Below are 26,427 nucleotides of genomic sequence, written 5' to 3'. Positions count from 1 at the left end.
TATAAAAAGGAGGATTTTAGAATGTCTAAATGGCAGATTCCCGCAGAAGGCGGGCACATGGAAAAAAATGAAGGTATCTATTTCCAGAACATGACCAATCTTGATGTAAAAGAGCGCCTGAAAAAGAATGATGTGATTCTGATTCCCATCGGCTCGACAGAAAATCACGGACCGGACGCCCCTTACGGAGAGGATACTTACCTGGAGACCAGGATGTGTGAGCAGGTGGCTCTGGCTACTGGCTGTACAGTGGCGCAGCCCATCTGGTATGGCTCCCATCCCTATCAGCATCTGGGTATGCCCGGAACCATCATGATTCCGGAAGAAATATTGGCTGATTATATCGTATATGTGATGGCCGGGTTCTGGAACACAGGTTTCCGCAAAATGGTATTGGTAAACGGCCACGGGCAGGATTATGTGATTCCGCTGGCAATTCATAAATTCGGAAAGAAATTTCAGGTTCCTGCAATTGCAGTCTATCCGCACCTGTGGCATGTGGCAAAACAGGAGCTGGCGGATCAGGAACACGGCGGTAATTACACCAAGCATCTGACCCATGCCTGTGAGGTGGAGCAGAGCTGGTCTATGTGCATGTTTCCGGATCTTTGCCGCCCGGAAGACGCTGTAGAAACCCAGGGGACACCGCTGTTTCCGGCTGGTCACATCGACTATGCAGATGAGCTGGGTATAAACGGACCTATCAAATGGTATAACGCTTTGGGTAACTGTGGTATGGAAGTGATTTGTACCCCGGAAGGCGTCATCGGCAATCCAAAGCTAGCCTCCGTCGAGAAGGGACGCAAGGGCTGCGAGGCCACAATGGATTACCTGGAGAAACTGGTCAACGACATCCTGGAGAAATATCCGGCAGGAGAGCTTCCGCCTATCGACCTGGTGACAATGCGCAAACGAGAGGATATCGAGGCGGTCATCAAAGGCCCCACCAACGGAGGACGCCATATCTACACATTGACTTATTAATATACATGGAAGAACAAAAGGAGGAAACAATCTATGAAAACAATAGCAGCGCGCATGTATGGCCCCCATGACCTGCGGGTGGAGGAAATTGAGCTTCCGGAGTTGAAGCCGAATCAGATTTTAATCCAGTTAAAGGCCTGCGGCATTTGCGGATCTGATTTGTCCTGCTTCATGGGACAGTCCACTGAAGGCCGCTACGATATCGCTCCTTATACCCCCGGACACGAATGGGCCGGACAAGCGGTTCAGGTAGGCTCCGCCGTCACCTCCATCAAGGTGGGAAATAAAGTGGTGGGCGATTGCCTTTGTCCCTGCTACCGCTGTGACAACTGTAAGGATGGCAAGATGCCTTCCGTATGTGAGAATATGGATGAGGTAGGCTTCCTGCCCACTTCCGCCGGCGGTATGGCCTATTATATGATAACAAACGAGGAATATACCCATGTGATTCCTGATGATTGGTCCTATGAAATGGGAGCTCTGGTAGAAAACTTTAACGTAGGCTATTGGGGAGTCTGGGGCAATCACCTCGATCCTGACGCCCAGGACATCTGCGTGATTATAGGCGCTGGCACCATCGGACTTTCAGCGGCCATGAGCTGTAAGGCTTCCAATGCCACAGTGATAGTGGTTGACCCGCTGGAGAGCCGCCGTGAGAACGCGAAAAAATACGGTGCGGACTACACCATCGACCCCACCGCCTGTGACGTGGCGGAGGAAGTGCGCCGCCTGACGAACAGCGATGGAGCCACCGTGCTGGTGGAGTGCTCCGGAAGCGACGCAGGCATCGCATCCTGTTTTGAGATCGCGGCACCGGGAGCCCGGATCGCGGCTATCGGACATTCCCATGAGCGAATGGTTCCTATTAAATGGGAGCGCGTAATCTGGAAGACCCTGACCATCAAGGGCTCCGCAGGAACGAAATTCTGGTTCCCGCGCACCATTCGCTTTATGTCCCGTATCAAAAATACCTATGATTTTGACGGACTGGTATCACACAAATTTAATTTCAAGGAGATTCATGAGGCGTTTGACTTTGCATTGAATAATAAAGCTATAACTCAGAAGGTTATGCTGACGTTTGAGTGATCCGAGGAATGCCGGAGGGAAAGGTGTGGCCACTTGAGCCGCTCCTCCTCCGGCATTACTATTAGAGTAAATATAAGCACGGCGGGAGGAAGACTATGAAATTAGCTTGTTCAACCTGGATGATGCCGGGTAGGGATTTTTCTGAGAAAATGGAGAAGGCGGCAGAATATGGCTTTGAGGGTGTGGAAATCCGCCTGTTCGAGGAAGAAGCCACGCAGGAAAAGATAAAAGAAATCAGAGGAGCGCTGAAGTCTGCGGGAGTGACGGCGTGTTCGCTGATCATGCCGGGGGAGACGTACCGGAAGCCCCTTCTGGATGAAGCGGCGAAGAGGGAAAAAACGGAGCTGGCGAAAAAGGCCATAGCCGCTGCCGCGGAATTTCACTGCCCGACAATCATCTGTCCGGAGTATGGGCCGCAGATCCCGTTACCATTATTTGATCATCCACGCCGCCCCTCTGCTGAGCAGCATCGGCTGTTGGTGGATTACCTGGCGGCAGCGTCGGAGTTTGCCGGACAGAATGGTACGCAAGTGATGATCGAGCCTATTAACCGTTATGAGACACGGTTTTTTTACACATTGGCTGATGGGCGGGCAGTTATTGAAGAGGTGGGAAGCGATCATTTGTTTCTGCTGGCAGACTTTTTCCATATGAATATAGAGGAGAGAGACATCCCGGAGGCGGTCCGTACCGGAGGAGAACGCATTCTGCATGTGCATCTGGGAGACAGTAACCGTTACTTGCCAGGGCAGGGACATACAGATTTCCGGGGAGGCTTTGCGGCGCTCAGGGAAATTGGTTATGACCGTTTTATGGCACTGGAATGCAGCATCCAGGGAGAGCCGGATACCGTACTCCCGCAGTGTGCCGCGTATCTCAGGGAATGCCAGGACGGAAGGGGTTGAAGAAGGAATATGAAAGTAGTGATTGGTTCAGATGGAGCCGGATTTCAGCTAAAAGAAGAAATACGGAGACATCTGATGGAAACAGGTCATGAGGTGTTGGACCTGGGAACACGTGAGTTGGAACATGCCCTGACTTACATAAAAGCGGCGGACAATGTTTCACAGGCTGTGCTTGAAGGGAGGGCGGAACGCGGCATCGTGTTTTGCGGCTCCGGGTCGGGCGTAGCCATTGTGGCTAATAAGCATAAAGGTATTTACTGTGTGCCGGCAGAAAGCTTGTGGTCTGCCTGCAAGGCGCGGTTTATCAACAATGCCAACGTGTTGGCGCTGGGAGGTTCTATCCTGGGCGCAGCCATGGCCAGGGATATGGCGGACATATTCCTGCACACGGAATTCCATGGAGGAGCGGCTCCTGAGCGGGCGGCAGTGCTGGAGAACCTGCTGGCGGAGGTTAAAGAGCTGGAAGACCAGCTTTTCTAAGAAGGTTTGCAGTGAACAGAAAGAAGGGTAGTAATGAGAGAATTATTGATTGCACCACAGATAGACAGTTTTGAGACATTTGCGGAATTTGCGGCCGGGTTTTCCGTTGGGGCGGAGGATCTGATCCTGACCAACGAGTATATTTATGATCCGATTATGAAAAAAGAAAATCTGGACTGTCATTATATTTTTCAGGAAAAGTACGGAGCGGGAGAGCCTACGGACGTGATGGTTGATGCGATTCTGGAGGAGATGAACTCCATAGGATGCACACGCGTTATTGCAATAGGCGGCGGCACAATTATTGACATCGCTAAAATCCTGGTACTGGAAGGAGCACAGAATGTGGATGTGCTCTATGATCAGGCAGAACTTAAAAAAGAAAAAAAACTGATGATTATTCCCACGACCTGTGGCACAGGCAGTGAGGTGACAAATATATCCATTATCAACCGCACCCGGAAAGGGACAAAGATGGGTCTGACATCTTCCTCCATGTACGCAGATCACGCAGTGCTTATTCCGGAGTTTCTGCAAACGCTTCCCTATTATGTGTTTGCCACCAGTTCGATTGACGCATTGATTCATGCGGTGGAATCCTATCTGAGCCCCGGATGCACTGCCTATACGGAGATGTACTCAACAGCGGCCATGGAGGCGATTTTGAAGGGGTACTGCCGGATTGCGCGGGAAGGACAGGACGCCCGTTTCGAGGACAGCAGATCTTATCTGGCGGCGAGCAATTATGCTGGGATTGCTTTCGGAAACGCGGGCTGCGCAGTTGTACACGCTATGAGTTACGCTTTGGGAGCTAAATACCACGTGCCTCACGGCGAGAGTAATTATCAGTTCTTCACCAGTGTCCTGCGAAAATATCAGAAGAAAAAGCCCCAGGGGAAAATACAGGCGCTGGACGTCTTGCTTGGGCAGATCATAGAAGAGGGCGGTTGTCCCGACGGCGTCCGGGGAAGTGACGGCATCGGGACGCTGGAAAACCTGTTGGGGGTGATCCTGGAGCGGAAGCCCATGAGCGCTTACGGCGCGGTACCGGAAGACGTGCCGGCTTTCGCGGAAAGCACTGTGATGAACCAGCAGAGGCTGTTGAAGAATAGCTATGTGGAACTGAGCCGGGAGGATATTCAGTCACTTTATCAGGATAGTTTGGAGGGCTGAAAAGTCTCCTATTGAGAAAGAAAGGAAGTAAACGATTATGATGACAGGGGAACAGTATGTAGAAAGCATTCGTAAAATGAACATGCAGGTGTATATGTTTGGTGAGAAGGTGGAGAATCCGGTGGATCATCCGATTTTACGGCCGTCCCTGAACTCGGTGAGGATGACGTATGACCTGGCGCAGATGCCGGAGTATGAGAACCTGATGACGGCCACGTCGCCGTTTACCGGAGGGAAGGTCAACCGGTTTACACATATACATATGAGCACGGAAGATCTGAAGAATAAAGTAAAGATGCAGAGGCTTTGCGGCCAGAAGACGGCGGCCTGCTTCCAGAGATGTGTGGGCATGGATGCTTTTAATGCCGTATACAGCACCACTTATGAGTGTGACCAGTCCCATGGCACCAAATACCATGAAAATTTTGTGAAATTTCTGAAATATGCCCAGGAGAATGACCTGACGGTTGACGGGGCTATGACAGACCCCAAGGGTGACCGTTCCAGGGCTCCCCATGCCCAGGAAGACCCGGATCTGTTCCTGAGGGTTGTAGAGAGAAGAGAAGACGGTATCGTAGTGCGCGGAGCGAAGGCGCATCAGACAGGTATCATCAACTCCCATGAAGTCATTGTCATGCCGACCATCGCCATGGGGGAGGATGATAAGGATTATGCCGTATCTTTTGCCGTTCCGGTGGATACCGAGGGAATCTTCATGATCATCGGACGTCAGTCCTGCGATACCAGGAAGCTGGAAGAAGGAAGCCTGGATGTGGGCAATCCGGAATTTGGCGGCGTAGAAGCGCTGACTGTATTTGATGATGTATTTGTGCCCAATGACCGGATTTTCCTGAACGGCGAATATGAGTACGCGGGCGTGATGGTAGAGCGGTTCGCCGGATATCACAGGCAGTCCTACGGCGGATGCAAGGTAGGGGTCGGTGACGTGCTGATCGGCGCGGCGGCAGTTGCGGCGGATTACAACGGATGCCCGAAGGCATCCCACATCAAAGATAAAATTATTGAGATGCAGCATCTGAACGAGACTTTATATTGCTGTGGAATCGCCTGCTCGACAGAAGGAACGAAGACGGCGTCCGGCAACTATATCATTGACCTGCTGCTGGCCAATGTGTGCAAGCAGAATATTACCAGATTCCCCTATGAGATCGCGCGGCTGGCAGAGGATATTGCCGGCGGCCTGATGGTAACCGCTCCGGCGGAGAAGGATTTCCGTGATCCGAAGATGGGGCCGGTCATTGAAAAATATTTTAAGGGCAGGGCGGATGTGTCCACGGAAAACCGCCTGAAGATCATGCGCCTCATCGAGAATCTGACCCTGGGAACGGCCGCGGTCGGTTACCGTACGGAATCCATGCATGGAGCGGGCTCTCCCCAGGCACAGAGAATTATGATTTCCCGCCAGGGCAATCTTCAGATGAAAAAAGCGCTGGCAAAGAAAATTGCAAAAATCAGCGAGTGATTGGGAGAATGCGTATGGATTGGGAAAAACTTTATGAACAACGAAAAATGACAGCGGAAGAGGCAGTGGGTTTGATCCATTCCGGCGATCGGTTAGTGTTGGGCCACGCGGTGGGGGTGCCTCTGGCAATCACGGACGTATTAGTGGAGCATAAAGAGGACTATCAGGATGTGGAAATTGTTCAGATGGTGTCTATGGGCAACGCAAAATTCTCTGCGCCGGGCACGGAAGGTCATTTTAGGCTTAACAGCCTGTTTGTGGGTGTTCAGTCCCGGGCGGCAGTCAACGAGGGAAGGGGAGATTTTACCCCCTGCTGCTTTAGCGAAATTCCTGAGTTGTTTCGGTCCTCCCTCACGCCGGATGTGGCGGTAATTCAGGTTGCGCCCCCGGATCGAATGGGATATGTGAGTTGCGGTGTCTCTGTAGATTATACGCTGACGGCGGCCAGATGCGCAAAACGGGTAATTGCTCAGGTGAACCGGGAGATGCCCAGGACACTGGGCGATACCTGCCTGCATGTGTCAGAAGTCGACGCCTTTGTAGAAATCAGCCACCCAGTATTGGAACTTCAGCCCCCCAAAATTGGGGAGGCGGAAAAGGCCATCGGAGAAAACTGCGCCCGGCTGATCCGGGACGGCGATACTCTGCAGCTGGGGATTGGAGCAATTCCTGACGCTGTGTTGCTGTTCCTGAAGGATAAAAAAGATCTGGGCATCCATTCAGAAATGATTTCTGATGGGGTGGTGGAATTGATTGAGGGCGGCATCATCACCAATCGGAGAAAAACTCTGCATCCGGGCAAAACCGTGGTGACATTTTTAATGGGTACCCGGCGGCTATACGATTATGTCAATGATAATCCCGCGGTAGCTATGTATCCTGTGGATTACGTCAATGATCCTTATGTGATCGGACGAAATGACAACTTAGTGTCCATCAATTCCTGTGTGCAAGTTGATCTGATGGGGCAAGTAGCTTCAGAAAGCGTGGGGCTGAATCAGATCAGCGGCATCGGCGGCCAAATCGACTTTGTGCGCGGGGCGCATATTAGCAAAGGAGGCCGTTCCATTATCGCCATCAGTTCCACGGCTGCTCACGGGAAGGTCTCTAAGATCGTACCATTCCTGGATAAAGGAGCGGCTGTGAGCACTTCCCGGACAGATGTGGATTATGTGGTGACAGAGTACGGGATCGCTCACCTGCGGGGCAAAACCCTCCGTGAGCGGGCCAGGGCACTGATTGGCGTGGCGCATCCTGATTTCCGGAAAGAACTGTCGGCGGCCTATATGGAGCGGTTCGGGGAGCGTCCTGGCAGGGGCCTTTGAGACAAAGTGTTAGTAAGGGAGCAGTCAGAGGCTGCCGGGTGGAGAATTATATGTACCATAAAGGGATAAAGGTGATTGGGGTGTTGACCAGTGGAGGAGACGCGCCGGGCATGAACGCAGCTATCCGCGCTGTTGTCCGCAGGGGGCTGTTTAAAGGTTTGAAGGTAAAAGGCATTTTAAAGGGCTATGACGGCCTGCTCCAGGGTGAGATCACAGATATGAGTGCTAAAGATGTTTCAGACATCATCGGGCGAGGAGGGACAATCCTGTATACCGCCCGATGTGCGGAGATGCGTACACCGGAAGGACAGGCACAGGCTGCGGAGGTATGCCGTCAAAACGGCATTGACGGTTTGATCGTAATTGGCGGTGACGGTTCCTTCGCCGGGGCAGGAAAACTGTCTGCTCTAGGTATTAATACCATAGGGATTCCCGGAACTATTGATCTGGATATCGCCTGCACTGATTATAGCATCGGCTTTGATAGTGCTGTCAATACGGCAATGCAGGCCATTGACAAGGTACGGGACACCTCAGCTTCCCATGAACGTGTCAGCATTATAGAGGTCATGGGAAGGAACGCAGGTTATCTGGCACTGTGGGCGGGAATCGCCACTGGGGCGGAGGACATTCTTCTCCCAGAAGAATACAATTACAATGAGCAGGAGATTATCACGCAGATTATAGAAAATCGGAAAAAGGGGAAAACCCATCATATCATCATTAACGCGGAAGGGATCGGCCATTCTCAGGAATTGGCCAAGCGGATAGAAGCGGCCACGGGGATCGAGACCCGCGCGACGATCCTGGGCCACATGCAGAGAGGAGGAAGCCCCACCTGCAAGGATAGGGTCTATGCTTCCATAATGGGCGCTTACGCCGTAGATTTGTTGTTGGCTGGAAAAAGCAGCCGTGTGGTGGCGTTCAGAGGCGGAGAATATGTGGATTACGATATCCAGGAGGCATTGGAAATGCATAAGGGCCTTCCGGGATACCAGCGTGAGATTGCGGGGACACTGTCTTATAATTATGTGAAAGATTAACTCTATTAGAATAATAATCAGGGGTGAGCTAACATCCCCAAAGGAATTGGCAGGTTACAGAAAAACTGATTTTTACAGAACAGGGTGTTTCCTTCTGGAAACACCCTGCTGCTTTTTGATGTGTGATTTATTCGCTTGGCTCCGGACTATCTGTTGGTTCGGGAGTCGGTTCTTCCGTGGGTTCTTCCGTCGGTTCCTGCGTTGGTTCAGCCGTTGGTGTCGGTGAAGGCGTTGCAGTTGGCGTCGGCGTGGCGGAAGGCGTTGGGGTTGGCGTCGGTGTCGGAGGTACGTAGTGCTGCGTACACCGTGTGGTAGGTACCTGTGACAGTTCAAAATACTCTTTAGCCCTGGGACATCCGTTGCCTGCCAGCAGTCCGGTCTCCGAACAGATGGTGACTTCCTTGACGGAGGTGGGCGCTTTAAATCCGACATCCGGAAGATCCTGATGGATCCGGTTCATTACGTTGGTCCAGAGCGTCTTATGAAAGTGGCGGTATTCCTCAGGAAGCTCCACGTTGACGTCACAGCCGGCCCAGATGGCAGCCGTGTAATAAGGGGTAAAACCTGCGAACACTAAATCTTTATAGGATGAAGTAGTACCGGTCTTTCCGGCGACAGTCATGCTGTTCAGCTTGAAATCCACACCGGTTCCGGCTGTTACAACGTCCTCCATGGCGCTGGTCAGGAGATAAGAGGTGCTTTCTTTAAAAATCCTTGTCTCAACAGGCGTGTTTTCCAGAAGCACATTGCCGTCCTGGTCAGTTACCTTTGTGTAGAAAATTGGTTCGATATAAACGCCGCCATTGGCGATTGCCGCGTAAGCAGCCGTCAGCTCCAGGTTGCTGACACCGTTGGTAATACCTCCCAGCGCCAGAGGCTGGATGACATCCCAGTTCTTGTCGTTGATTAATTCTGAAAATCCCATGCGCAGCAGATAATCAAAACCGGTCTGGGGAGTGATCTCTGTCAGCGTCTTGACCGCAACGACGTTATAGGAATTCGCGATAGCGGTCCGGATCGTCACATTTCCATGGTAGGCGTTGTCAGAGTTGTGGACCGGGCTGCCGTCGGAATAATTGTACGGTTCATCAGCCACTACGGTAGCGAGATTAATGCGTCCCAGATCCATGGCAGGGCCGTAGGTTGAGAGTATCTTAAAGGTAGAACCGGGCTGCCGGAAGGTGTCTGTGGCACGATTCAGTGTGAGGCTGGCAGTCTTCTGGCCGCGGCCTCCCACAATGCCCTTAACATAGCCTGTCCGCTGGTCGATGACTGTCATGGAAGCCTGGGGCTGTGGCGTAAAACTGCTCCGCTCAGCCACAATGGTATCATTCGGGCCGACGATCGCCGCCTTATACTGGTCGATATAGCTTTGGGCTTCTTCCTCAGAGCTGAATAACAAGTCAAAGGTGGGATCGATATCCCGGAAATATACCTGCATCATCTCCCGGCTGTAATTCTGGCGTTTGCCGTCCGCATGATCCACGGTCAGAGCCCAGTCCAGGCCGATCTGGATATTCTCCGGGAAGTTGGCTTCATTCTGGAATTCTTCATCCATGATCTGCTGAATCTGTGGGTCCTGGGTGGTATAAATCCGGAGACCGCCGCTATAGATAGCGTTGCTGGCCTGAACGGAAGTGTAGCCCTTCTGCTCCATCAGATCCTGCTTGATCTGGCTGATCAGCTCATCTATAAAATAAGAATAGGGAGTAGCAGTAGATGAGGAAGAGCTTCGCTCCTGAATCCTGGCATATACGTCGTCAGCCATCGCCTCATCGTGTTCGGCCTGAGTGATATATTCCTGTTCCAGCATGTAATCGAGAACGGTTTCCCGGCGTTCGGCGTTCTTCTCCGGATGATTCCGCGGGTTCCATTTCGTGGGGTTCTGCGGAATTGCCGCCAGTACGGCGCATTCGGAAAGCGTCAGATCCTTGCAGTCCTTCCCGAAGTAGGTCTGGGCGGCCGTCTGTACACCGTAGGCTCCGGCGCCGAAATTGACAGTATTCAGGTAATTCTCAAGAATGACGTCCTTGGCATTCTTGCCCTCTGCGGCCAGAGATTTTTCCAGCTCGACAGCCAGGTATTGTTCCTGGAGTTTCCGCTTGATGCTCTGAAGACGGTTTTCCTCTGTCCAGTCTGTGAATACGTTGTTCTTTAAAAGCTGCTGTGTGATCGTACTGGCGCCCTGGGTCCGCTGGAATCCGGTGCTGATGGCCACTGCCGCCGCACGGAGCATCCCACGCGGGTCCACGCCGTTATGTTCATAAAAACGGGAATCCTCGATCGCCACGATTGCGTGCTGCATATTCTTGGGGATCTCACTGATGGAAACCGAAATACGGTTGCCCTCGGCTGAATTCAGCTTCTGAAGCTGATTGCCGTCTGCATCATAGACAAAGGTGGCATAGCCCAGAGGCATGATATTAACATCAGAGATGTCCGGCGCGCTGTCAATAATGCCCCGGTATGCCCCGACGCCCAGGCAGATGACTATCGTACAAAAGGCGATGATACTCAGGAACAGCACCCGAAGCGCAGAAATCCCGGCCTTTTTCCCCATCATGGTTGATGAGGAGTCCAGCTGTTCCTTCTTCCTCTGAACACCCTTCTTACCAAAATTCATTTATGTTCCTCCTTAAAGGTAGACAAGCTATAATCTTATATAGTATACCAAAATTCCTGTTTTAAATAAAGTCCTAAAAAAATAATAGTTCACATTACTGGTAAAATTATGATACTATAAAGAAAAATTAATACATATCTGGAGGCAAATATGCTGGATTTATATAAAACTGTCTACAGGGGCGGCGAGGCCGAGATCGTTGAGAAGAAATCCCGGTTCATTGCGACCGTCAGGCTGGTGGAGACGGAGGAAGAGGCGCTTCAGTTTATCGAAGAAATGAGAAAGAGATATTGGAATGCCAATCACAATTGCTTTGCCTATGTGATCGGGGAACGGAGGGAAACTGTACGGGCCAGTGACGATGGGGAGCCTTCCGGGACAGCGGGGCGGCCGATGCTGGATGTGCTGCTGGGAGAAGAGCTGTATAATACGGCAGTTGTGGTCACCAGGTATTTTGGCGGAACTCTGCTGGGCACCGGCGGACTGGTCCGGGCTTATTCCAAGGCGGTTCAGGAAGGGCTGAAGAACACCGTGCTGATTGAGAAAAAGTCCGGTTCGCTGATGGAAATCAGAACGGATTATACAGGTGTCGGCAAGATTCAGTATTTGCTGGGACAGAAAAAGATACCGGTTCTGCAGGCAGATTATACGGATATCGTGGCACTCCGGGTAATCCTTCCGGTCCGGGAAGAAAAAAAGTTCTGCCAGGATGTGACAGAGGCTACGAACGGAAAAGCGGAAATCAGAAAAGAAGAGACACTTTATTATGCGGAGCTGGATGGAAGAATTCTGATGGGAGAAGAAATGAAGGCGTGAGCCCAGAGGATGCGCAGACAAAAGGGGCTGTAAAAAAGGACTTATTTTACAGCCCCTGCAGATTGCAAGGAACCGGGAAACATCAGCATTTTTCGGGTGCAGGATATTCCGTTCCCTGAGTATCTACGGCCATGGAAGCAATCTTCTGAGCTTCTTTTGGACAGTCCCGGAAATCTGTAGGCACGCCGGCTATTTTATCTACTACGTCCATGCCCTCAATGATTTTACCGAAGGAAGCGTATGCGCCGTCCAGATGGGGAGCGTCCTTGTGCATGATAAAGAACTGACTTCCTGCGGAATCCGGATGCATGGCGCGTGCCATGGAGAGAACGCCTTCCTTGTGGGCCAGATCATTCTTAAAGCCATTCTGGGCGAATTCGCCCTTGATGGAATAGCCGGGACCGCCTGTGCCGTTGCCGAGGGGGCAGCCGCCCTGGATCATAAATCCGGGAATTACCCGGTGGAAGGTCAGGCCGTTGTAAAAGCCCTCCTTAATCAGACTGATAAAGTTGTTGACAGTATTGGGAGCTGTTTCAGGATACAGCTCAGCTTTCATAATGTCACCATTTTCCATGGTGATTGTAACGATGGGATTTGCCATTGTTGTCTCCTTTCAGTTGCGCCGGCCGGCGGCACCAGTATTTTTCCATTATCCATGTCCGCCGGACAGGATATCCCTCCGCAGGATGCGTGGGATTAGCAGCGGAAATCGTCCCTTTTCCGGCCGCAGCCCGGCGCTGGTATAATGCCTGACGACATTATACTCTGAAAAGGGACGATAGGCAAGCCTCTTGTTCAAAGGCAGCAAATGTGATAAGATATCAGCAGTTTTGAGCTGTTTGCTGAGTAGAACTAAGGCGTCAGGAACAGATGGAAGTCAGAAACAGATAGAACAGTTAGGAGCAGATAGATGAGAGTTGAAACGAATAGCCCGGAGGAAACCTTTGATTTGGGAAGGCGCATGGGAGCGGACGCAAAGCCGGGTCAGATTTATACGCTGAACGGGGATCTGGGCGCCGGAAAGACTATTTTTACGAAGGGGATGGCGGCCGGGCTGGGTATTGAGGAGCCGGTCAGCAGCCCCACGTTTACGATTGTGCAGGAATACAGCGGCGGCCGGCTTCCGCTGTATCACTTTGATGTGTACCGGATCGGTGAACCGGAAGAGATGGAAGAGATCGGATATGATGATTATTTTTTCGGAGAGGGAGTCTGCCTGATCGAATGGGCGGAACTGATCCGGGAGCTGTTGCCGGAACGGGTGATTTCTGTATCGATAGAAAAGGATCTGGAGAAAGGCTTTGATTACCGGCTGATTCATATAGAAGGGATGGAAGAACGATGAAATTACTGGCGATTGACAGCTCGGGGCTGGTGGCCTCTGTGGCGTTTCTGGAGGACGGTGTGCTTCTGGCGGAATATACGGTGAATTATAAGAAAACGCATTCTCAGACGCTGCTTCCGATGCTGGATGCGGCGGCTTCGATGATAGACATGGATTTGAAAACTCTGGATGCCATAGCGGTGGCGGGAGGGCCTGGTTCGTTCACCGGGCTGCGGATCGGGTCGGCCACGGCGAAGGGGCTGGGGCTGGCTCTGGATAAGCCTCTGATTTCGGTGCCGACGGTGGATGCGCTGGCCTATAACCTGTATGATGCGGAGGGGTTGGTGTGTCCGATGATGGATGCACGGCGCTGTCAGGTCTATACGGGGATCTACCGGTTCAATAATCACGAGCTTCTGACTGTGGCGGCTCAGAAGCCGGAAGCGGTGGCGGATTTGGCAGAGGAGCTGAACCGTTTGGGCGAGCCGGTGACCGTGCTGGGAGATGGGGCGGCCGTCTACAGGGAAAAGCTTCAGGAGCTTCTGAAGGTGCCGTTTACAGAGGCGCCGCCCCATCTGAACAGACAGAGGGCCGGAGCTTTGGGCGCCCTGGCGCTGAAATATTATGAGGAAGGTAAGATTCAGACTGCCAGAGAGCACCAGCCGGAGTATCTCCGGCTCTCTCAGGCAGAGCGTGAGCGGGCGGAGCGTGAACAGTCCGGACGGGAGCTATCCGGGCGTGATAAGTCTGAACGCGGACGGTCAGACTGCAGGCAGTTTGCATGCAGGCAGCCTGAGTCAGGGCAGGGATATTCAAAAGGGGGGATAACAAATGGTTAAGGTGCGGGAAATGACGCTGGATGACCTGGAGCAGGTTATGGTCATTGAACGGGAGAATTTTTCAGTGCCCTGGACGGAAAATGGCTTTTTCTCCTTTCTGCTGCGCCAGGACACCCTGTTTCTCGTGGCGGAAGATGGCGATCAGATTGCAGGATACTGCGGCGTAGTGATGGTGCCGGATGAAGGCGACATCACCAATGTGTCCGTAGCAAAAAGCCGTCAGGGCCAGGGAATCGGCAGTCAGCTTGTGAAGGAGCTGATCGGGCGCGCTGCAGAGGCAGGGGTTACCCGGCTTTACCTGGAAGTGAGAAGGAGCAATGACAAGGCTTTGCGGCTGTATGAACAGCTGGGCTTTGTCAGGGAGGGTATCAGGAAAGATTATTACGAGGAACCGGTGGAAGATGCGGTGCTGATGTCCAGACGGTGAAGGAGGCCATGCGCTGCGCTAGCTTTTTCCAGAACTGACGCTACTTCCCACTAGGCGCGGTCATCCGGATGCGTTATACTGAGGATGAACCAACAACCTGTCTATTGAACCGGGGAGGAATTCACATGAGAAAATATGACAAAAAAACAAACGAGCTGGAACTGGCAGTCTGCAATTGCTGCGGGAAACAGCTGCTGATAGAAAACGGCGTTTTGAAAGAAGGAATCTGCTCCGTGGATGTGACCTGGGGGTACTTTTCTAAAAAGGATACTTCCATTCATCACTTTGATCTTTGTGAAGAATGCTATGATAAACTGACGGCGCAGTTTGCAGTTCCTGTAAAAGAGGAAGAAGAAACAGAAGTCGGATGGACAAGCCTGTAAAAATCTGGTATGATAATTAACAGACATGTTCGCTGACGCGGGCGCGCCCCGGCTTATGGCTGCCGTCCGGGGCTTTTATAGTAAACATTAAGAACAGTGGGGTAAGGAACATTATGTTTAGTCCAACATTTGACTGGGTGTTCGCAGGAATTATGGGTGTGCTTGCCGTAATATTTTTTGCAGGCAAGGGAAACGGAATTCTACGGGCATTTTCTGGAAAAGACACCATGGCTCAGAAGAAAAAGAGAACGCCGGAGCAAGAAATGCGTTACCAGAGAGCAATTGCCTGGTTCCTCCTGGCCATTGGCTTAAGCGAGGTACTGATGGCTGTGCTAGGCTTCACCTACCGATGGGTGCCGATCGTGACCATGGGGATCGTCATTCTCAGCATGATACTTCTGATTATCTATCTGAAGAAAAATTTTCCGGAATGAGAAGGAGCGTGGTAGGATGTATCCGGTTGAAGTGAAGTTGAACAACTGTTATGAAAGCATCCGGGCAAAGATTCCTTTTGCCCCTGAGGTTGCGCTGATCCTTGGTTCCGGGCTGGGAGAATTCGCAGATGAGATTCAGTCGGAGGCCGTTATAGGCTATTCGGAAATTGAGGGTTTTCCCGTCTCTACGGTACCGGGCCATAAGGGGCGTTTTGTATTCGGGTACGTCCAGGGAGTTCCGACCGTCATCATGCAGGGCAGGGTCCATTACTATGAGGGATATCCGATTGCCGATGTTGTGCTGCCTGTCCGGCTGATGTGGAAGATGGGCGCTGAGATTTTATTCCTGACCAATGCGGCCGGGGGCATGAATCCGGAATTCCGGCCGGGTGACTTTATGATGATAACGGATCAGATCAGTAATTTTGTTCCGTCGCCGCTGATCGGCCCGAACCTGGATGGGTTGGGGCCCAGATTTTGTGATATGAGCAATATCTACAAGAGGGAGCTTCAGGAGATCCTGCGCAGTACAGCCGCAGACCTGGGGATTTCCCTGAAGGAAGGTGTTTATGTCCAGCTGACAGGACCCAATTATGAGACGCCGGCCGAGGTCAGGATGTGCCGTCTGCTGGGCGCGGATGCGGTGGGAATGAGCACAGCCTGTGAAGCGGTGGCTGCCAATCACTGCGGGATGAAGGTATGCGGGATTTCCTGCATCACGAATATGGCCTGCGGGATCACGGACAGCCCATTGTCCCACGGTGAGGTGCAGAAGGCGGCCGATGAAGCTGCGCCGGCTTTTAAGAGAATACTGTCAGAGGGCATCCGCCGGATGGGAGCCCTGCCCGGCTGCTGAGCGCCGTGTATGGACCAGGGGAACAGAAAGGGGTGACAACTACGGGAGAAGTAGTAACAGTTCCGTCCGCCTATGATGGTTTAAATCTGGAGGTGCTCATTACGTTGCCTTCCGAGGGAGAGACGGTGAAAGGTATCTTCCAGATTTCTCATGGCATGTGCGAGCATAAGGAGCGCTATCTGGACTTTATGGAATTTATGAGCCAGAGGGGGTTTGCCTGTGTCATCCATGACCACAGAGGCCATGGACACAGCGTCCGGGAGGAGAAGGATCTGGGATATATGTATGGAGGCGGAGAAGAAGCGATGCTGGCCGACCTGCATCAGATCACTGCCTTTGCCAGAGAACGCTGGCCCGGACTCCCGGTCATCCTGTTTGGTCACAGTATGGGTTCGCTGGCAGCCCGCTGCTATGCGAAGCGTTGGGATGATGAGCTTAAGATGCTGATCGTCTGCGGTTCCCCCAGCAAGAATCCAGGAACTGCCTTTGGGCGCATACTGGCCAAGATGGAAAAGGCCTCACACGGAGACCGACATATCAGCAAGCGGATAGAAGGCTTATCTTTCGGTCCCTATGTCCGCCGTTTCGCCGCGGAAAAAAGTACCTTTTCCTGGATCTGTTCATCAGCCGCAGTAGTAGAAGCCTATGAACAGGACCCTGGCTGTGGCTTTACATTTACGGTAGACGGATATCTGACACTGTTCGATCTGATGGACGATACCTACAGGCTGAAAGGCTGGCAGTGCAAATGCCCTGAATTACCGGTCCTTTTTATCGGCGGCGCCGAAGACCCTTGTATAGTAAATCCCAGGAAGTTCAAACAGGCCCTGGAGACCATGCGGATGGCAGGCTACCGGAACGTAAGAGGTAAGCTATATCCGGGGCTGCGCCATGAAATATTAAATGAAGAATGCCGGTATGACATCTATGCGGATGTGGAAAAATACATAACAAAAAATTGGTGACAGGAAGCCCTGAAGGCAGGAGACAGCGAAAAAAGCTGTGCTGCGTTCAGGGCTTTTAAATTACGGTTTTGTGGCGAGGGGGGGGATACCCGGACGAAAAGCAGCGGGAGAGTTCCAGAGGCTGCAGTCTGACGGGCAGACTGGGCTTCGGGTTGAAGTGATTCTAAGACCTCCGGAGGCCGCTCTCCAGGGGTACCGGGGAAAGTCCGGTGGAAGGCTTGATGCCTTCCATCCTCCGTTCCCCTCGCCCGCCGTGCTTGAAGCACAGCGGACGCCCCCTGGAGAGCGGTCTCCGGAAGTCAAGAATCACTAACAACCCTGCAGAGGTCTGCCCGTCAGGCCGCAGCCCCTGGAGCTCTCCCGCCGCTTTTCTGGCTGTTCCAGACGGTACAATGGCTCTCGCCAGGGGAGGGACCCCGATGGTCTCAGACGGCAGATTTCGATATTCAATAAAGAAATACTGGCGCCAATCGGTCGCTATCAGCCACTGATTACTGTTTGAAACCATACCGATGACACTTTCGGAGAACCTGGGTGAAGCGTTTTAGATCACCAGAAAGGGTGGGGGGAGGCGGGGTGGAACAGGGACAGCGCCATGGATTTCTGCAGGCCTGATTAGTTCTGCTTAGCGGGCAGCAGCGCCGGAAGGGAGGGCAGGTATTGTGCCTCACGCACAATACCTGAAGGGCACGGAGGATAGAAATCCATCAGGATTTCTACCGGACTTGCCCTGGTACCTCCCTGTAGGTGCTGATGGCCGCTTAGCAGAACTTCAGGCCGAAGCCTTCCATGGCGCTGTCCCTGTTCCGCCCCGCCTCCCCCCACCCTTTCGTCCGGGTATCCAACTCGCCCCCCCTTCCCCGACCATTTGGAAGCAAAACCTATAATTTTACGTGGATTTAACATATGGCTGATTTTGCATTTTACATTCAACTGCTATGATTGGATTGTAAAAAAGAAATGTAAAATCATAAAACGAAGAAAAAGAGGAGAAAATTAGTTATGAAAAAAGGTATTGCAATGTTTATGGCACTGACTGTTGCGGCTGGTCTGCTGGTGGGCTGCGGCAGCAATTCTAATTCTGGTTCGGGCGAAGGAAGTAATTCTTCTTCAACGGCCGCAGAAGCTGCTTCAACTCCTGAGGCGAATACAGAGGCGAAGAGTGAGAGCAAAGGAACGAACAGCACTGCAGCGGCGGAGGGGCCGATTAATGTTGTATCCCGTGAGGACGGTTCCGGTACAAGAGGCGCTTTTATCGAGCTGTTTGGGATTGAAGAGAAGAATGATGCGGGCGAGAAAGTAGATATGACTACAGAGGCTGCCCAGATCACCAATAACACCTCAGTTATGATGACAACCGTAGCGGGCGACACTTCATCCATCGGTTATATCTCTCTGGGATCTCTGAATGATACCGTTAAGGCGGTTAAGATCGACGGGGCGGAAGCGAGCGTGGATAATGTCAAGGCAGGCGAATATAAGGTGACGAGACCGTTCAATATCGTGACCAAAGACGGTCTGAGTGAGTCCGCACAGGATTTTGTGGACTACATCCTGAGCACTGAGGGACAGGCAGTAGTGGAAGAAGCAGGTTATATTCCGCTTGACGGAACAGAGGCTTACAGCGGAAAAGCCGGAAGTGACAAGGTTGTGGTTGCAGGTTCATCCTCAGTAACTCCGGTAATGGAAAAGCTGGCTGAGGCGTACAAGAAACTGAATCCGGACGCAAACATCGAAGTACAGCAGTCTGATTCTACCACTGGTGTTACCTCGACTGTTGACGGGCTGTGCGATATCGGTATGGCTTCCCGTGAGCTGAAAGAGGAAGAAACCAGCCAGGGCGTAACGGCGACTGTAATCGCAACGGACGGCATAGCGGTAATTGTCAACAATGACAATCCAACGGAGGAGTTAACCAGTGACCAGGTAAAAGATATCTTTACCGGAGCAGTCACCGATTGGTCTGAACTTCAGTAACTGGAAATAGGAATACATAAGACCAGGTAGGGGACAGGGCTTGCCCTGTCCCCCTTTTCCAGACAAGGGTCTTTACATTCCTTTAACATAAGCCAAGGAGAACGATTTTATGAAATCAAGAGCGAAGTTGAAAGAAACAGGAATGAAGATAGTCTTTCTGATCGCTGCCTGTGTCTCTGTATTCGCAGTAGTCCTGATCTGTGTATTCCTGTTTGCCAACGGCATTCCAGCCATGCGCGAAATTGGCATTTTTGATTTCCTGCTGGGAGAGACCTGGAAACCGGGCAATAACATTTACGGGATTCTGCCTTTTATCCTGGGCAGCCTGTATGTGACTGCGGGAGCGATAGTTCTGGGTGTTCCGATCGCCATATTGACCTCCATATTTATGGCTTTCTATTGCCCCAAAAAGCTATACGGACCGTTGAAATCCGGGATCAATCTGATGGCCGGCGTGCCTTCCGTCGTATATGGATTTTTTGGACTGGTGCTGATGGTTCCGGCGGTAAAACAGATTTTTAACCTCAGGAGCGGAAGCACCATGCTGACGGCTTCTATACTGCTGGCAATCATGATATTGCCGACAGTAGTCGGCGTGGTGGAGCCTGCGCTGCAGAGTGTGCCGGACAGCTATTATGAAGGAGCGCTTGCCCTGGGGGCGACTCATTCTAAGAGTGTGTTTTTTACGGTGGTCCCGGCTGCCAAGTCGGGCGTAGTCGCCGGGCTGGTGCTGGGCATCGGCCGCGCCATCGGGGAGACTATGGCGGTGATCATGGTAGCAGGCAACCATGTCTGGATGCCCAAAGGGCTGACAGAAGGAGTCAGGACGCTGACTTCTAATATTGTTATGGAGATGGGATATGCGTCCGGCCTGCACAGAGAAGCCCTGATTGCCACAGGCGTAGTCCTCTTCGTGTTTATCCTGATCATTAACCTTTCGGTATCCTTACTGAACAGGAGGAAAGCCCATGAATAACAGAGATTCTGAAGCCGCGGCGGAAATGGCGGCTGTGAAGAAGCCAATAACAGTCGTTTATAAAAAGAGCATTCTCTCTTCAGTCCTGACAGCAGCCACCTGGGCGGCCTCCCTTCTGGCGATTGCCGTACTGATATTCTTAGTCGCATTTATTCTGATTAAGGGTGTCGGCAACATAACCCCGGACCTCTTTGCGCTGGAATATAGCAGTGAAAACAGCTCCGTGCTGCCCGCGATTGTAAACACACTGGAGATGACCGTGATCTCCCTGCTGATCGCCGTACCGATTGGTGTGTTTGCAGCCATTTTCCTGGTAGAATATGCCAACAACACTGGCAGGATCGTAGGAATCATTCGGATCACGGCTGAAACCCTTTCAGGCATTCCCTCTATCGTGTACGGCCTTTTCGGACTGCTGTTTTTTGCAACTACGCTGCATTGGGGGTATTCCATGCTGTCAGGCGCGTTTACGCTGGCAATTATGATCCTTCCGTTGATCATGCGTACCTCGGAGGAGGCCCTGAAGTCTGTGCCGGTGGCCTATAGAGAAGCCAGCTTTGGCCTTGGGGCCGGCAAGCTCCGGACTATTTTCAAAATTGTTATTCCGGCTGCAATGCCGGGGATTTTGTCCGGCATCATTCTGGCTACGGGCCGGGTGGTAGGCGAGACGGCGGCCCTGATATACACGGCGGGAAGTGTGGCTAAATATGCTTCGCCCATGGAATCCGGGCGTACCTTGGCGGTGCATATGTATGTGCTTTCCACGGAAGGGCTGCATATGGATAAAGCTTTCGCGACAGCAGTGATCCTGCTGGTCATGGTGCTTTTGATCAATGCGGTGTCCGGCTACTTTGCCAAAAAGCTTACGAAAGGACAATAGAGATGGATAAAATTACGATAGAAAATATGAATCTTTATTATGGAGATTTCCATGCTTTAAAGGATGTAAACCTGAAAATCCCCGAAAAAGAGATTACGGCGTTCATTGGTCCTTCCGGATGCGGAAAATCAACGCTGCTGAAATCCATTAACCGGATGAACGATCTGGTAGACGGGTGCAAAATAACCGGGAAGCTGATGCTTGAGAACCTGGATGTGTATGGAAAAAATACGGATGTAAATATGCTGAGAAAGCGCGTGGGAATGGTGTTCCAGAAGGCCAACCCCTTTCCGATGAGCATCTATGACAACGTGGCTTACGGACCTAAGACTCATGGAGTACATTCCAAGGCGAAGCTGGATGAAATTGTAGAACAGTCTTTGCGCCAGGCCGCGATCTGGGATGAAGTGAAGGACCGGTTGAAGAACAGCGCATTGGGAATGTCCGGAGGACAGCAGCAGCGGCTCTGCATCGCGAGGGCTCTGGCTGTGCAGCCGGAGGTTCTGCTGATGGATGAATCCACATCAGCCCTGGACCCTATATCCACATCAAAGATAGAAGATCTTGTGGCTGAGCTGAAAAAAGATTATACTATTGTCATGGTCACGCATAACATGCAGCAAGCCGCGAGAATCTCTGATAATACTGTGTTTTTCCTGCTGGGAGAAGTGATTGAGCAGAATAAGACAGAAGAACTTTTCTCCATGCCGAAGGATAAGAGGACAGAAGACTATATTACAGGGAGGTTTGGTTAATATGAGAAATAAATTTGACAGGCAGCTAGAGAAACTTCACACGGAACTGATCGAGATGGGAGCGCTCTGTGAAAAGGTGATCGGTGAAACCTATAAGGCATTGATGAGCGAGGATATTACCGCGGCGCAGACCATCATGAAGGAGGACAATGCCATTGACCTGAAGGAAAGAGATATAGAGAGCCTGTGCCTGAAGCTTCTCCTGCAGCAGCAGCCGGTTGCCGGCGACCTGAGGAAGATATCGGCGGCGCTGAAGATGATCACTGATATGGAACGGATTGGCGACCAGGCGGCGGATATCGCGGAGATCGTACAGACGACGGGGAGCCTTAAAGCGCCGGCGCAGACCGTCCGGATTGGTGAAATGGCAAAGGCAACCAGGAAAATGGTCACGGACAGCATTGACGCCTATGTAAAGCAGGATCTGGAGATTGCCAGGGAAGTGATCAATTATGATGACGTTGTGGACCGCCTGTTCGATGAGATCAGAGACGACCTCGCTCACGGGATCGGCAAAGGAGTGGCCAACCCGGAACAGACCATGGATCTGCTGATGATCGCCAAATATTTTGAACGGATCGGAGACCACGCCACGAATATTGCTGAGTGGGTGGAATTTTCAATAACAGGACAGCACAGAGGAGAATAGGATCATGATTTATTGTGTGGAGGATGAGAGAAATATCCGGGAATTAATCGTATATACCCTGGAATCCAGCGGCTTGCGGGCCAAAGGGCTGGAGAGCGGGGCGGAACTCTTTGAGGAGCTCTCCTCGCACCAGGCATCTCTGATACTGCTGGACATCATGTTGCCGGGAGAGGATGGGCTGGAAATACTGAGCCGTCTTAAAGCTTCGGAGGTGACGAAGGATATTCCTGTGATCATGGTAACTGCCAAAGGCGCAGAATATGATAAAGTACGGGGACTGGACTGCGGGGCGGACGATTACATAACGAAGCCGTTCGGCATGATGGAATTCATTGCGAGAGTCCGGGCGGTGCTCCGGCGGACCGGAAAAGAGGACAAGAATAATGCGACGCTGCAGGTCAATGACCTGCAGGTTCTGGTGCAGCAGCATCAGGTGATTGCGGACGGACAGAAGGTGACGCTGACCCTTAAGGAATTTGAGCTTTTGAGATTCCTGATGGAAAACCAGGGAATCGTGCTTTCCAGAGACCGCCTGCTGGGCCATGTGTGGGGCTATGATTTTGACGGGGAAACCCGGACGGTTGATGTTCACATACGGACCCTGAGGCAGAAGCTGGGCTCCTGCGGCGAGTACATCGAGACGGTCCGCGGGGTCGGATACCGGATAGGAGGATAACGCCCTATGAGAAAACGGATTTTAAAAAATACGGCCTTGCTGGTGGTGCTTTCGATTATACTGACGTTTCTGGTCATGGAGTTTGTGATGTATAACCGGATGTACGATCAGATGAGGCTGCGGGTGGAGGATGAATGTGAATACCTCCAGACCTCTATCAATGATATGGGACCTGAATACCTGGATGAGCACGTCTCCCGTATTTCCACCAGCAGAATCACGCTGATTGATACGGACGGCAGCGTGCTTTTTGAATCAGAGGAACCGGCTGATGAGCTGGGCAACCACAGCAAGAGGCCGGAGGTGCTGGAGGCCATGAAGGATGGCGTGGGACATGACGGGCGCCTTTCCCAGACGCTGTCAAAGCAGACCTATTATTACGCGCTGCGGCTGGATAACGGGATGGTGATCCGGGTGGCGAATACCATGGACAGCGTGTGGAAAACGCTGTTTTCCGGCCTGGGGATCGCGGTCACGCTGATGGTGGTACTGACGGTACTGGCACTGATCTGTGTGCGCATCATGACTAACCGGATTGTGGCGCCTATCAACCGTCTGGACCTGGAGCATCCGCTGGACAATGAAAACGAAGCTTATGAAGAGATCAGCCCGCTGTTGGGCAGGATCTATCGGCAGAACCAGCAGATTGCCAGCCAGATGGAGCTGCTGAAGCAGAACCAGGAGGAATATCTGGCGATCACAGAATATATGAAAGACGGCCTGATTGTGACTAACCGGACCGTAGTGCTGTCCATAAACCGGGCAGCCCAGAAATTATTTGATGTGAAGCTGGAAGAGTGTATCAATCACGATATCGTGACGGTGAGCCGGAACGAGGTGCTGAAAGAGGCCCTTCAGGAAGCGCTCCGCGGCAATTCCAATGAAAAGCTGCTGAAGCTGGGCGGCAGAGTCTACCAGCTGCTGGCGAATCCTGTCCGGGTGTCCGAACAGGTATCCGGAGCCGTGATCCTGGTGCTGGATGTGACAGAAAAACAGGAGGCGGAGAAAATGCGGAGGGAATTCTCAGCCAACGTATCCCACGAGCTGAAGACGCCTCTGATGTCTATTTCCGGCTATGCCGAAATCATCGAAAATGGGATGGTCCGTCAGGAAGATATCCAGAATTTTGCAGGCAGAATCCATACAGAAGCCAGCCGCCTGTCTGCCCTTGTGGAAGACATCATCCGCCTGTCGCGGCTGGACGAGGCCGGAGAAGATGAGCTGCCGATGGAACCCACGGATCTGTACGAGATCTGTGAAGACGTCCGGAGCCATCTGTCCAAGAGCGCTGCGGATCAGAAGGTAACATTTGGTTTCAGGGGCGTTCGTGCGGAAATCACGGGAGTGCGTCAGGTGCTCTATGAAATGGTCTATAACCTCTGTGACAACGCCATTAAATACAACAGGCCCGGCGGCCGGGCAGACCTGATCCTGGATGTGGTGAACGGAAGGCCTAAAATCACTGTGAAGGATAACGGGATCGGAATCGCCAAAGAAGATATAGACAGGATTTTTGAACGGTTCTACCGGGTGGATAAAAGCCATTCACGGGAAACTGGCGGAACCGGGCTGGGGCTGTCAATCGTTAAACACGGTGCTATCCTTCACAATGCAAAAGTGACCGTAGACAGTGAACCAGGCAAGGGGACAGACATAGAGATTGTATTCAACTGACAGAGCGGAAGATCCCCGGGCCGCAACAATCCAGCTCAAGAATATAGAAACACCCTGCTCCTGATAGGCAGGGTGTTTTATAATCGGAATATTTCTTCGGATTTTTGGTATATTATGAATTGTAAAAGTACATCGGATATGATATACTAAGACTATATTGGAAACGTTACCGATAACGATTCCGGAAGGGTTTCTGAAGGAGAAGCGTATGAGATCAAGTGGCATATTATTACCCGTATCATCACTGCCGACGAGATACGGGATCGGAGGTTTTTCGAGAGAAGCGTATGAGTTTGTGGACCAGCTGGAGCGGGCAGGCCAGAGGAACTGGCAGATACTTCCGCTGGGCCCTACCGGTTATGGGGATTCGCCGTATCAGTCATTTTCAACATTTGCCGGCAATCCGTATTACATCTCGCTGGATCTTCTGAGAGAGGAAGGGCTGCTGACTGATGAGGAATGCAGAGAAGCAGACTGCGGCGAGGAGCCTGGAACTGTGAATTACGGAAAAATCTATCAGACACGTTTTCAAGTGCTGCGGAAGGCCTTCGGACGCTTCCGGGAGACGGAGGAATATCAGCGGTTTGCAGAAGAGAATGGTTACTGGCTGGAGGATTACTGCCTGTATATGGCTATTAAGCGCCAGCAGCAGGAGAAATGCTGGAACGAATGGCCGGAGGATTTAAAGAACCGGCGGCCAGAGGCATTGGAGGCCAAACGGGGAGAGCTGAATGAGAAAATCTCATTTTACCGCTTTCAGCAGTATGAATTCAGCCGCCAATGGAGAAAATTAAAAGGATATGCGAATGGGAAAGGAATCCGGATCATCGGGGATATTCCGATCTATGTGGCGCTGGACAGCGCGGACGCCTGGGCCGGACCCGGCCTGTTCCAATTTGACAGGGAGAATCTTCCGGTCGCCGTCGCGGGCTGCCCTCCGGATGCTTTTTCGGCAAAGGGGCAGCTGTGGGGGAATCCCCTGTATCGCTGGGACTATCACAGAGAGACGGGTTTCGAGTGGTGGGTCCGGCGGATGAGATACTGCTTTCAGCTGTATGATGTCGTGCGTGTGGATCATTTCAGAGGGTTTGATGCCTACTATTCCATCCCCTATGGGGATCAGACAGCAGAGAACGGCCACTGGGAGCAAGGTCCGGGCATGGAGCTGTTCCGCGTTCTGAAGGAAAAGCTGGGGCCGGTCAGCATCATCGCAGAGGATCTGGGATTCTTGACGGAGAGCGTTTTACAGTTAGTGCGCGAGACAGGCTATCCGGGCATGAAGGTGCTGGAGTTTGCTTTTGATTCCAGGGAAGAGAGTGATTATCTTCCCCACAACTATTCCCACAACTGTGTGGTGTATACAGGAACGCATGATAATAACACTATTGCAGGGTGGTATGAAGAAATGAGTCCCGGAGACCGGGAATTTTCCAGGGAATATATGAACAACAGGAAAAGCAGTCCGGAAGAGATCCCGTGGGATTTTATCCGGCTGGCGCTGGCGAGCGTGGCTGATCTTGCGGTGATTCCTCTTCAGGATTATCTGGGGCTGGGTAAAGAGGCGCGTTTCAATTACCCCTCTACCCTGGGGAATAACTGGAGATGGAGGCTGCTGCCCGGCGAGCTGACGGAAGAGCTGCTGCAGAAGATCAGGCATGTGACAGAGCTGTACGGAAGGGCGTAGTGAGAAA

The 26,427-nt window shown here is 52.0% G+C and carries 27 protein-coding genes; 24 read left to right on the top strand and 3 right to left on the bottom strand.

What is annotated here, in order from left to right; genetic code table 11:
- Positions 1-21: 21 nt before the first annotated feature.
- The 8 genes from iolN (at position 22) to pfkA (ending at position 8,482) form a co-directional block, all read left to right on the top strand.
- Positions 22-984, top strand: coding sequence for a 3-dehydro-scyllo-inosose hydrolase (gene iolN, locus H9Q79_RS10160; protein ID WP_118648768.1), 963 nt, complete (start codon positions 22-24; stop codon positions 982-984).
- 33 nt (positions 985-1,017) lie between these two features.
- Positions 1,018-2,073, top strand: a complete 1,056-nt coding sequence (locus H9Q79_RS10155) for a zinc-dependent alcohol dehydrogenase (protein WP_249328212.1) — start codon at positions 1,018-1,020, stop codon at positions 2,071-2,073.
- 95 nt (positions 2,074-2,168) lie between these two features.
- The gene (locus tag H9Q79_RS10150; protein WP_118648766.1) at positions 2,169-2,978 is read left to right on the top strand and encodes a sugar phosphate isomerase/epimerase family protein; all 810 of its coding nucleotides are present in this window, start codon (positions 2,169-2,171) and stop codon (positions 2,976-2,978) included.
- 9 nt (positions 2,979-2,987) lie between these two features.
- The gene (locus H9Q79_RS10145) at positions 2,988-3,458 is read left to right on the top strand and encodes an RpiB/LacA/LacB family sugar-phosphate isomerase (RefSeq protein WP_118648764.1); all 471 of its coding nucleotides are present in this window, start codon (positions 2,988-2,990) and stop codon (positions 3,456-3,458) included.
- A 33-nt stretch (positions 3,459-3,491) separates the two neighbouring features.
- Positions 3,492-4,631 (top strand): 4-hydroxybutyrate dehydrogenase, encoded by a 1,140-nt coding sequence (locus H9Q79_RS10140; RefSeq protein ID WP_118648762.1) that lies wholly within the window; start codon positions 3,492-3,494, stop codon positions 4,629-4,631.
- Positions 4,632-4,668: 37 nt separating this feature from the next.
- Positions 4,669-6,114, top strand: coding sequence for a 4-hydroxyphenylacetate 3-hydroxylase family protein (locus tag H9Q79_RS10135; protein ID WP_249328211.1), 1,446 nt, complete (start codon positions 4,669-4,671; stop codon positions 6,112-6,114).
- A gap of 14 nt (positions 6,115-6,128) precedes the next feature.
- The gene (locus H9Q79_RS10130) at positions 6,129-7,439 is read left to right on the top strand and encodes an acetyl-CoA hydrolase/transferase family protein (RefSeq protein WP_118647542.1); all 1,311 of its coding nucleotides are present in this window, start codon (positions 6,129-6,131) and stop codon (positions 7,437-7,439) included.
- Positions 7,440-7,489: 50 nt separating this feature from the next.
- On the top strand, positions 7,490-8,482 hold the full coding sequence (pfkA, locus tag H9Q79_RS10125; protein ID WP_249329705.1) for a 6-phosphofructokinase: 993 nt from the start codon (positions 7,490-7,492) through the stop codon (positions 8,480-8,482).
- A gap of 127 nt (positions 8,483-8,609) precedes the next feature.
- Here pfkA and H9Q79_RS10120 read toward each other — a convergent pair whose 3' ends face one another.
- Positions 8,610-11,105, bottom strand: coding sequence for a transglycosylase domain-containing protein (locus H9Q79_RS10120; RefSeq protein WP_249328210.1), 2,496 nt, complete (start codon positions 11,103-11,105; stop codon positions 8,610-8,612).
- 150 nt (positions 11,106-11,255) lie between these two features.
- Between H9Q79_RS10120 and H9Q79_RS10115 the strand changes: the two genes are divergently transcribed.
- On the top strand, positions 11,256-11,921 hold the full coding sequence (locus tag H9Q79_RS10115; RefSeq protein WP_118647546.1) for a YigZ family protein: 666 nt from the start codon (positions 11,256-11,258) through the stop codon (positions 11,919-11,921).
- Positions 11,922-12,003: 82 nt separating this feature from the next.
- Here H9Q79_RS10115 and H9Q79_RS10110 read toward each other — a convergent pair whose 3' ends face one another.
- Positions 12,004-12,522: a peptidylprolyl isomerase gene (locus H9Q79_RS10110; RefSeq protein WP_118647548.1), complete on the bottom strand. Its 519-nt coding sequence runs from the start codon at positions 12,520-12,522 to the stop codon at positions 12,004-12,006.
- 309 nt (positions 12,523-12,831) lie between these two features.
- Here H9Q79_RS10110 and tsaE point away from each other — a divergent pair, with 309 nt between their 5' ends.
- The 7 genes from tsaE to H9Q79_RS10075 all read left to right on the top strand — a co-directional run bounded on the left by tsaE (position 12,832) and on the right by H9Q79_RS10075 (position 17,149).
- Positions 12,832-13,266, top strand: a complete 435-nt coding sequence (gene tsaE / locus H9Q79_RS10105; RefSeq protein ID WP_118647550.1) for a tRNA (adenosine(37)-N6)-threonylcarbamoyltransferase complex ATPase subunit type 1 TsaE — start codon at positions 12,832-12,834, stop codon at positions 13,264-13,266.
- Positions 13,263-14,084, top strand: a complete 822-nt coding sequence (gene tsaB / locus H9Q79_RS10100; RefSeq protein WP_118647552.1) for a tRNA (adenosine(37)-N6)-threonylcarbamoyltransferase complex dimerization subunit type 1 TsaB — start codon at positions 13,263-13,265, stop codon at positions 14,082-14,084. Before tsaE ends, tsaB begins: the two co-directional genes overlap by 4 nt.
- Entirely contained in the window at positions 14,077-14,511 is a 435-nt protein-coding gene (gene rimI / locus H9Q79_RS10095; RefSeq protein ID WP_118647554.1) for a ribosomal protein S18-alanine N-acetyltransferase, read from the top strand. Before tsaB ends, rimI begins: the two co-directional genes overlap by 8 nt.
- 125 nt (positions 14,512-14,636) lie before the next feature.
- Positions 14,637-14,894 (top strand): hypothetical protein, encoded by a 258-nt coding sequence (locus H9Q79_RS10090; protein WP_118647556.1) that lies wholly within the window; start codon positions 14,637-14,639, stop codon positions 14,892-14,894.
- 113 nt (positions 14,895-15,007) lie between these two features.
- Entirely contained in the window at positions 15,008-15,328 is a 321-nt protein-coding gene (locus H9Q79_RS10085) for a DUF3784 domain-containing protein (RefSeq protein WP_249328209.1), read from the top strand.
- Between the two features lie 16 nt (positions 15,329-15,344).
- Complete coding sequence (locus tag H9Q79_RS10080; protein WP_249328208.1) at positions 15,345-16,184, top strand: purine-nucleoside phosphorylase; 840 nt, start codon at positions 15,345-15,347, stop codon at positions 16,182-16,184.
- Positions 16,185-16,216: 32 nt separating this feature from the next.
- Entirely contained in the window at positions 16,217-17,149 is a 933-nt protein-coding gene (locus H9Q79_RS10075; protein ID WP_118647604.1) for an alpha/beta fold hydrolase, read from the top strand.
- A 163-nt stretch (positions 17,150-17,312) separates the two neighbouring features.
- On the opposite strand, the gene H9Q79_RS10070 is transcribed toward H9Q79_RS10075, so the two are convergent.
- Positions 17,313-17,657, bottom strand: coding sequence for a hypothetical protein (locus tag H9Q79_RS10070; RefSeq protein ID WP_249328207.1), 345 nt, complete (start codon positions 17,655-17,657; stop codon positions 17,313-17,315).
- 494 nt (positions 17,658-18,151) lie between these two features.
- Between H9Q79_RS10070 and H9Q79_RS10065 the strand changes: the two genes are divergently transcribed.
- From H9Q79_RS10065 to malQ, 8 genes are all read left to right on the top strand, one after another.
- Positions 18,152-19,126 carry a substrate-binding domain-containing protein gene (locus H9Q79_RS10065; RefSeq protein ID WP_118647560.1) on the top strand — a complete coding sequence of 325 codons (975 nt, stop codon included), beginning with the start codon at positions 18,152-18,154 and terminating at the stop codon, positions 19,124-19,126.
- A 109-nt stretch (positions 19,127-19,235) separates the two neighbouring features.
- The gene (pstC, locus tag H9Q79_RS10060) at positions 19,236-20,102 is read left to right on the top strand and encodes a phosphate ABC transporter permease subunit PstC (RefSeq protein ID WP_118647562.1); all 867 of its coding nucleotides are present in this window, start codon (positions 19,236-19,238) and stop codon (positions 20,100-20,102) included.
- A 25-nt stretch (positions 20,103-20,127) separates the two neighbouring features.
- A complete protein-coding gene (gene pstA, locus H9Q79_RS10055; protein WP_408646477.1) occupies positions 20,128-20,982 on the top strand; it encodes a phosphate ABC transporter permease PstA in 855 nt (284 codons plus the stop codon).
- Between the two features lie 2 nt (positions 20,983-20,984).
- Positions 20,985-21,737, top strand: a complete 753-nt coding sequence (gene pstB, locus H9Q79_RS10050) for a phosphate ABC transporter ATP-binding protein PstB (RefSeq protein WP_118647564.1) — start codon at positions 20,985-20,987, stop codon at positions 21,735-21,737.
- A gap of 1 nt (position 21,738) precedes the next feature.
- Positions 21,739-22,386 (top strand): phosphate signaling complex protein PhoU, encoded by a 648-nt coding sequence (phoU, locus tag H9Q79_RS10045; RefSeq protein ID WP_118647566.1) that lies wholly within the window; start codon positions 21,739-21,741, stop codon positions 22,384-22,386.
- Positions 22,387-22,390: 4 nt separating this feature from the next.
- Positions 22,391-23,062: a winged helix-turn-helix domain-containing protein gene (locus H9Q79_RS10040; RefSeq protein ID WP_249328205.1), complete on the top strand. Its 672-nt coding sequence runs from the start codon at positions 22,391-22,393 to the stop codon at positions 23,060-23,062.
- A gap of 6 nt (positions 23,063-23,068) precedes the next feature.
- Positions 23,069-24,736 (top strand): sensor histidine kinase, encoded by a 1,668-nt coding sequence (locus H9Q79_RS10035; RefSeq protein ID WP_249328204.1) that lies wholly within the window; start codon positions 23,069-23,071, stop codon positions 24,734-24,736.
- Between the two features lie 208 nt (positions 24,737-24,944).
- A complete protein-coding gene (gene malQ / locus H9Q79_RS10030; RefSeq protein WP_249328203.1) occupies positions 24,945-26,420 on the top strand; it encodes a 4-alpha-glucanotransferase in 1,476 nt (491 codons plus the stop codon).
- Positions 26,421-26,427: the final 7 nt, after the last annotated feature.

Source organism: Wansuia hejianensis (assembly GCF_014337215.1).
Classification (GTDB): domain Bacteria; phylum Bacillota; class Clostridia; order Lachnospirales; family Lachnospiraceae; genus Scatomonas; species Scatomonas hejianensis.
This window is presented reverse-complemented; position numbering and strand designations above follow the sequence as displayed.

Excerpts from the sequence above, each read along its gene's own strand:
- iolN (WP_118648768.1), top strand. The coding sequence starts at position 22 with ATGTCTAAATGGCAGATTCCCGCAGAAGGCGGGCACATGGAAAAAAAT.
- H9Q79_RS10155 (WP_249328212.1), top strand. The coding sequence starts at position 1,018 with ATGAAAACAATAGCAGCGCGCATGTATGGCCCCCATGACCTGCGGGTG.
- H9Q79_RS10150 (WP_118648766.1), top strand. The coding sequence starts at position 2,169 with ATGAAATTAGCTTGTTCAACCTGGATGATGCCGGGTAGGGATTTTTCT.
- H9Q79_RS10145 (WP_118648764.1), top strand. The coding sequence starts at position 2,988 with ATGAAAGTAGTGATTGGTTCAGATGGAGCCGGATTTCAGCTAAAAGAA.
- H9Q79_RS10140 (WP_118648762.1), top strand. The coding sequence starts at position 3,492 with ATGAGAGAATTATTGATTGCACCACAGATAGACAGTTTTGAGACATTT.
- H9Q79_RS10135 (WP_249328211.1), top strand. The coding sequence starts at position 4,669 with ATGATGACAGGGGAACAGTATGTAGAAAGCATTCGTAAAATGAACATG.
- H9Q79_RS10130 (WP_118647542.1), top strand. The coding sequence starts at position 6,129 with ATGGATTGGGAAAAACTTTATGAACAACGAAAAATGACAGCGGAAGAG.
- pfkA (WP_249329705.1), top strand. The coding sequence starts at position 7,490 with ATGTACCATAAAGGGATAAAGGTGATTGGGGTGTTGACCAGTGGAGGA.
- H9Q79_RS10120 (WP_249328210.1), bottom strand. The coding sequence starts at position 11,105 with ATGAATTTTGGTAAGAAGGGTGTTCAGAGGAAGAAGGAACAGCTGGAC.
- H9Q79_RS10115 (WP_118647546.1), top strand. The coding sequence starts at position 11,256 with ATGCTGGATTTATATAAAACTGTCTACAGGGGCGGCGAGGCCGAGATC.
- H9Q79_RS10110 (WP_118647548.1), bottom strand. The coding sequence starts at position 12,522 with ATGGCAAATCCCATCGTTACAATCACCATGGAAAATGGTGACATTATG.
- tsaE (WP_118647550.1), top strand. The coding sequence starts at position 12,832 with ATGAGAGTTGAAACGAATAGCCCGGAGGAAACCTTTGATTTGGGAAGG.
- tsaB (WP_118647552.1), top strand. The coding sequence starts at position 13,263 with ATGAAATTACTGGCGATTGACAGCTCGGGGCTGGTGGCCTCTGTGGCG.
- rimI (WP_118647554.1), top strand. The coding sequence starts at position 14,077 with ATGGTTAAGGTGCGGGAAATGACGCTGGATGACCTGGAGCAGGTTATG.
- H9Q79_RS10090 (WP_118647556.1), top strand. The coding sequence starts at position 14,637 with ATGAGAAAATATGACAAAAAAACAAACGAGCTGGAACTGGCAGTCTGC.
- H9Q79_RS10085 (WP_249328209.1), top strand. The coding sequence starts at position 15,008 with ATGTTTAGTCCAACATTTGACTGGGTGTTCGCAGGAATTATGGGTGTG.
- H9Q79_RS10080 (WP_249328208.1), top strand. The coding sequence starts at position 15,345 with ATGTATCCGGTTGAAGTGAAGTTGAACAACTGTTATGAAAGCATCCGG.
- H9Q79_RS10070 (WP_249328207.1), bottom strand. The coding sequence starts at position 17,657 with ATGGTTTCAAACAGTAATCAGTGGCTGATAGCGACCGATTGGCGCCAG.
- H9Q79_RS10065 (WP_118647560.1), top strand. The coding sequence starts at position 18,152 with ATGAAAAAAGGTATTGCAATGTTTATGGCACTGACTGTTGCGGCTGGT.
- pstC (WP_118647562.1), top strand. The coding sequence starts at position 19,236 with ATGAAATCAAGAGCGAAGTTGAAAGAAACAGGAATGAAGATAGTCTTT.
- pstA (WP_408646477.1), top strand. The coding sequence starts at position 20,128 with ATGGCGGCTGTGAAGAAGCCAATAACAGTCGTTTATAAAAAGAGCATT.
- pstB (WP_118647564.1), top strand. The coding sequence starts at position 20,985 with ATGGATAAAATTACGATAGAAAATATGAATCTTTATTATGGAGATTTC.
- phoU (WP_118647566.1), top strand. The coding sequence starts at position 21,739 with ATGAGAAATAAATTTGACAGGCAGCTAGAGAAACTTCACACGGAACTG.
- H9Q79_RS10040 (WP_249328205.1), top strand. The coding sequence starts at position 22,391 with ATGATTTATTGTGTGGAGGATGAGAGAAATATCCGGGAATTAATCGTA.
- H9Q79_RS10035 (WP_249328204.1), top strand. The coding sequence starts at position 23,069 with ATGAGAAAACGGATTTTAAAAAATACGGCCTTGCTGGTGGTGCTTTCG.
- malQ (WP_249328203.1), top strand. The coding sequence starts at position 24,945 with ATGAGATCAAGTGGCATATTATTACCCGTATCATCACTGCCGACGAGA.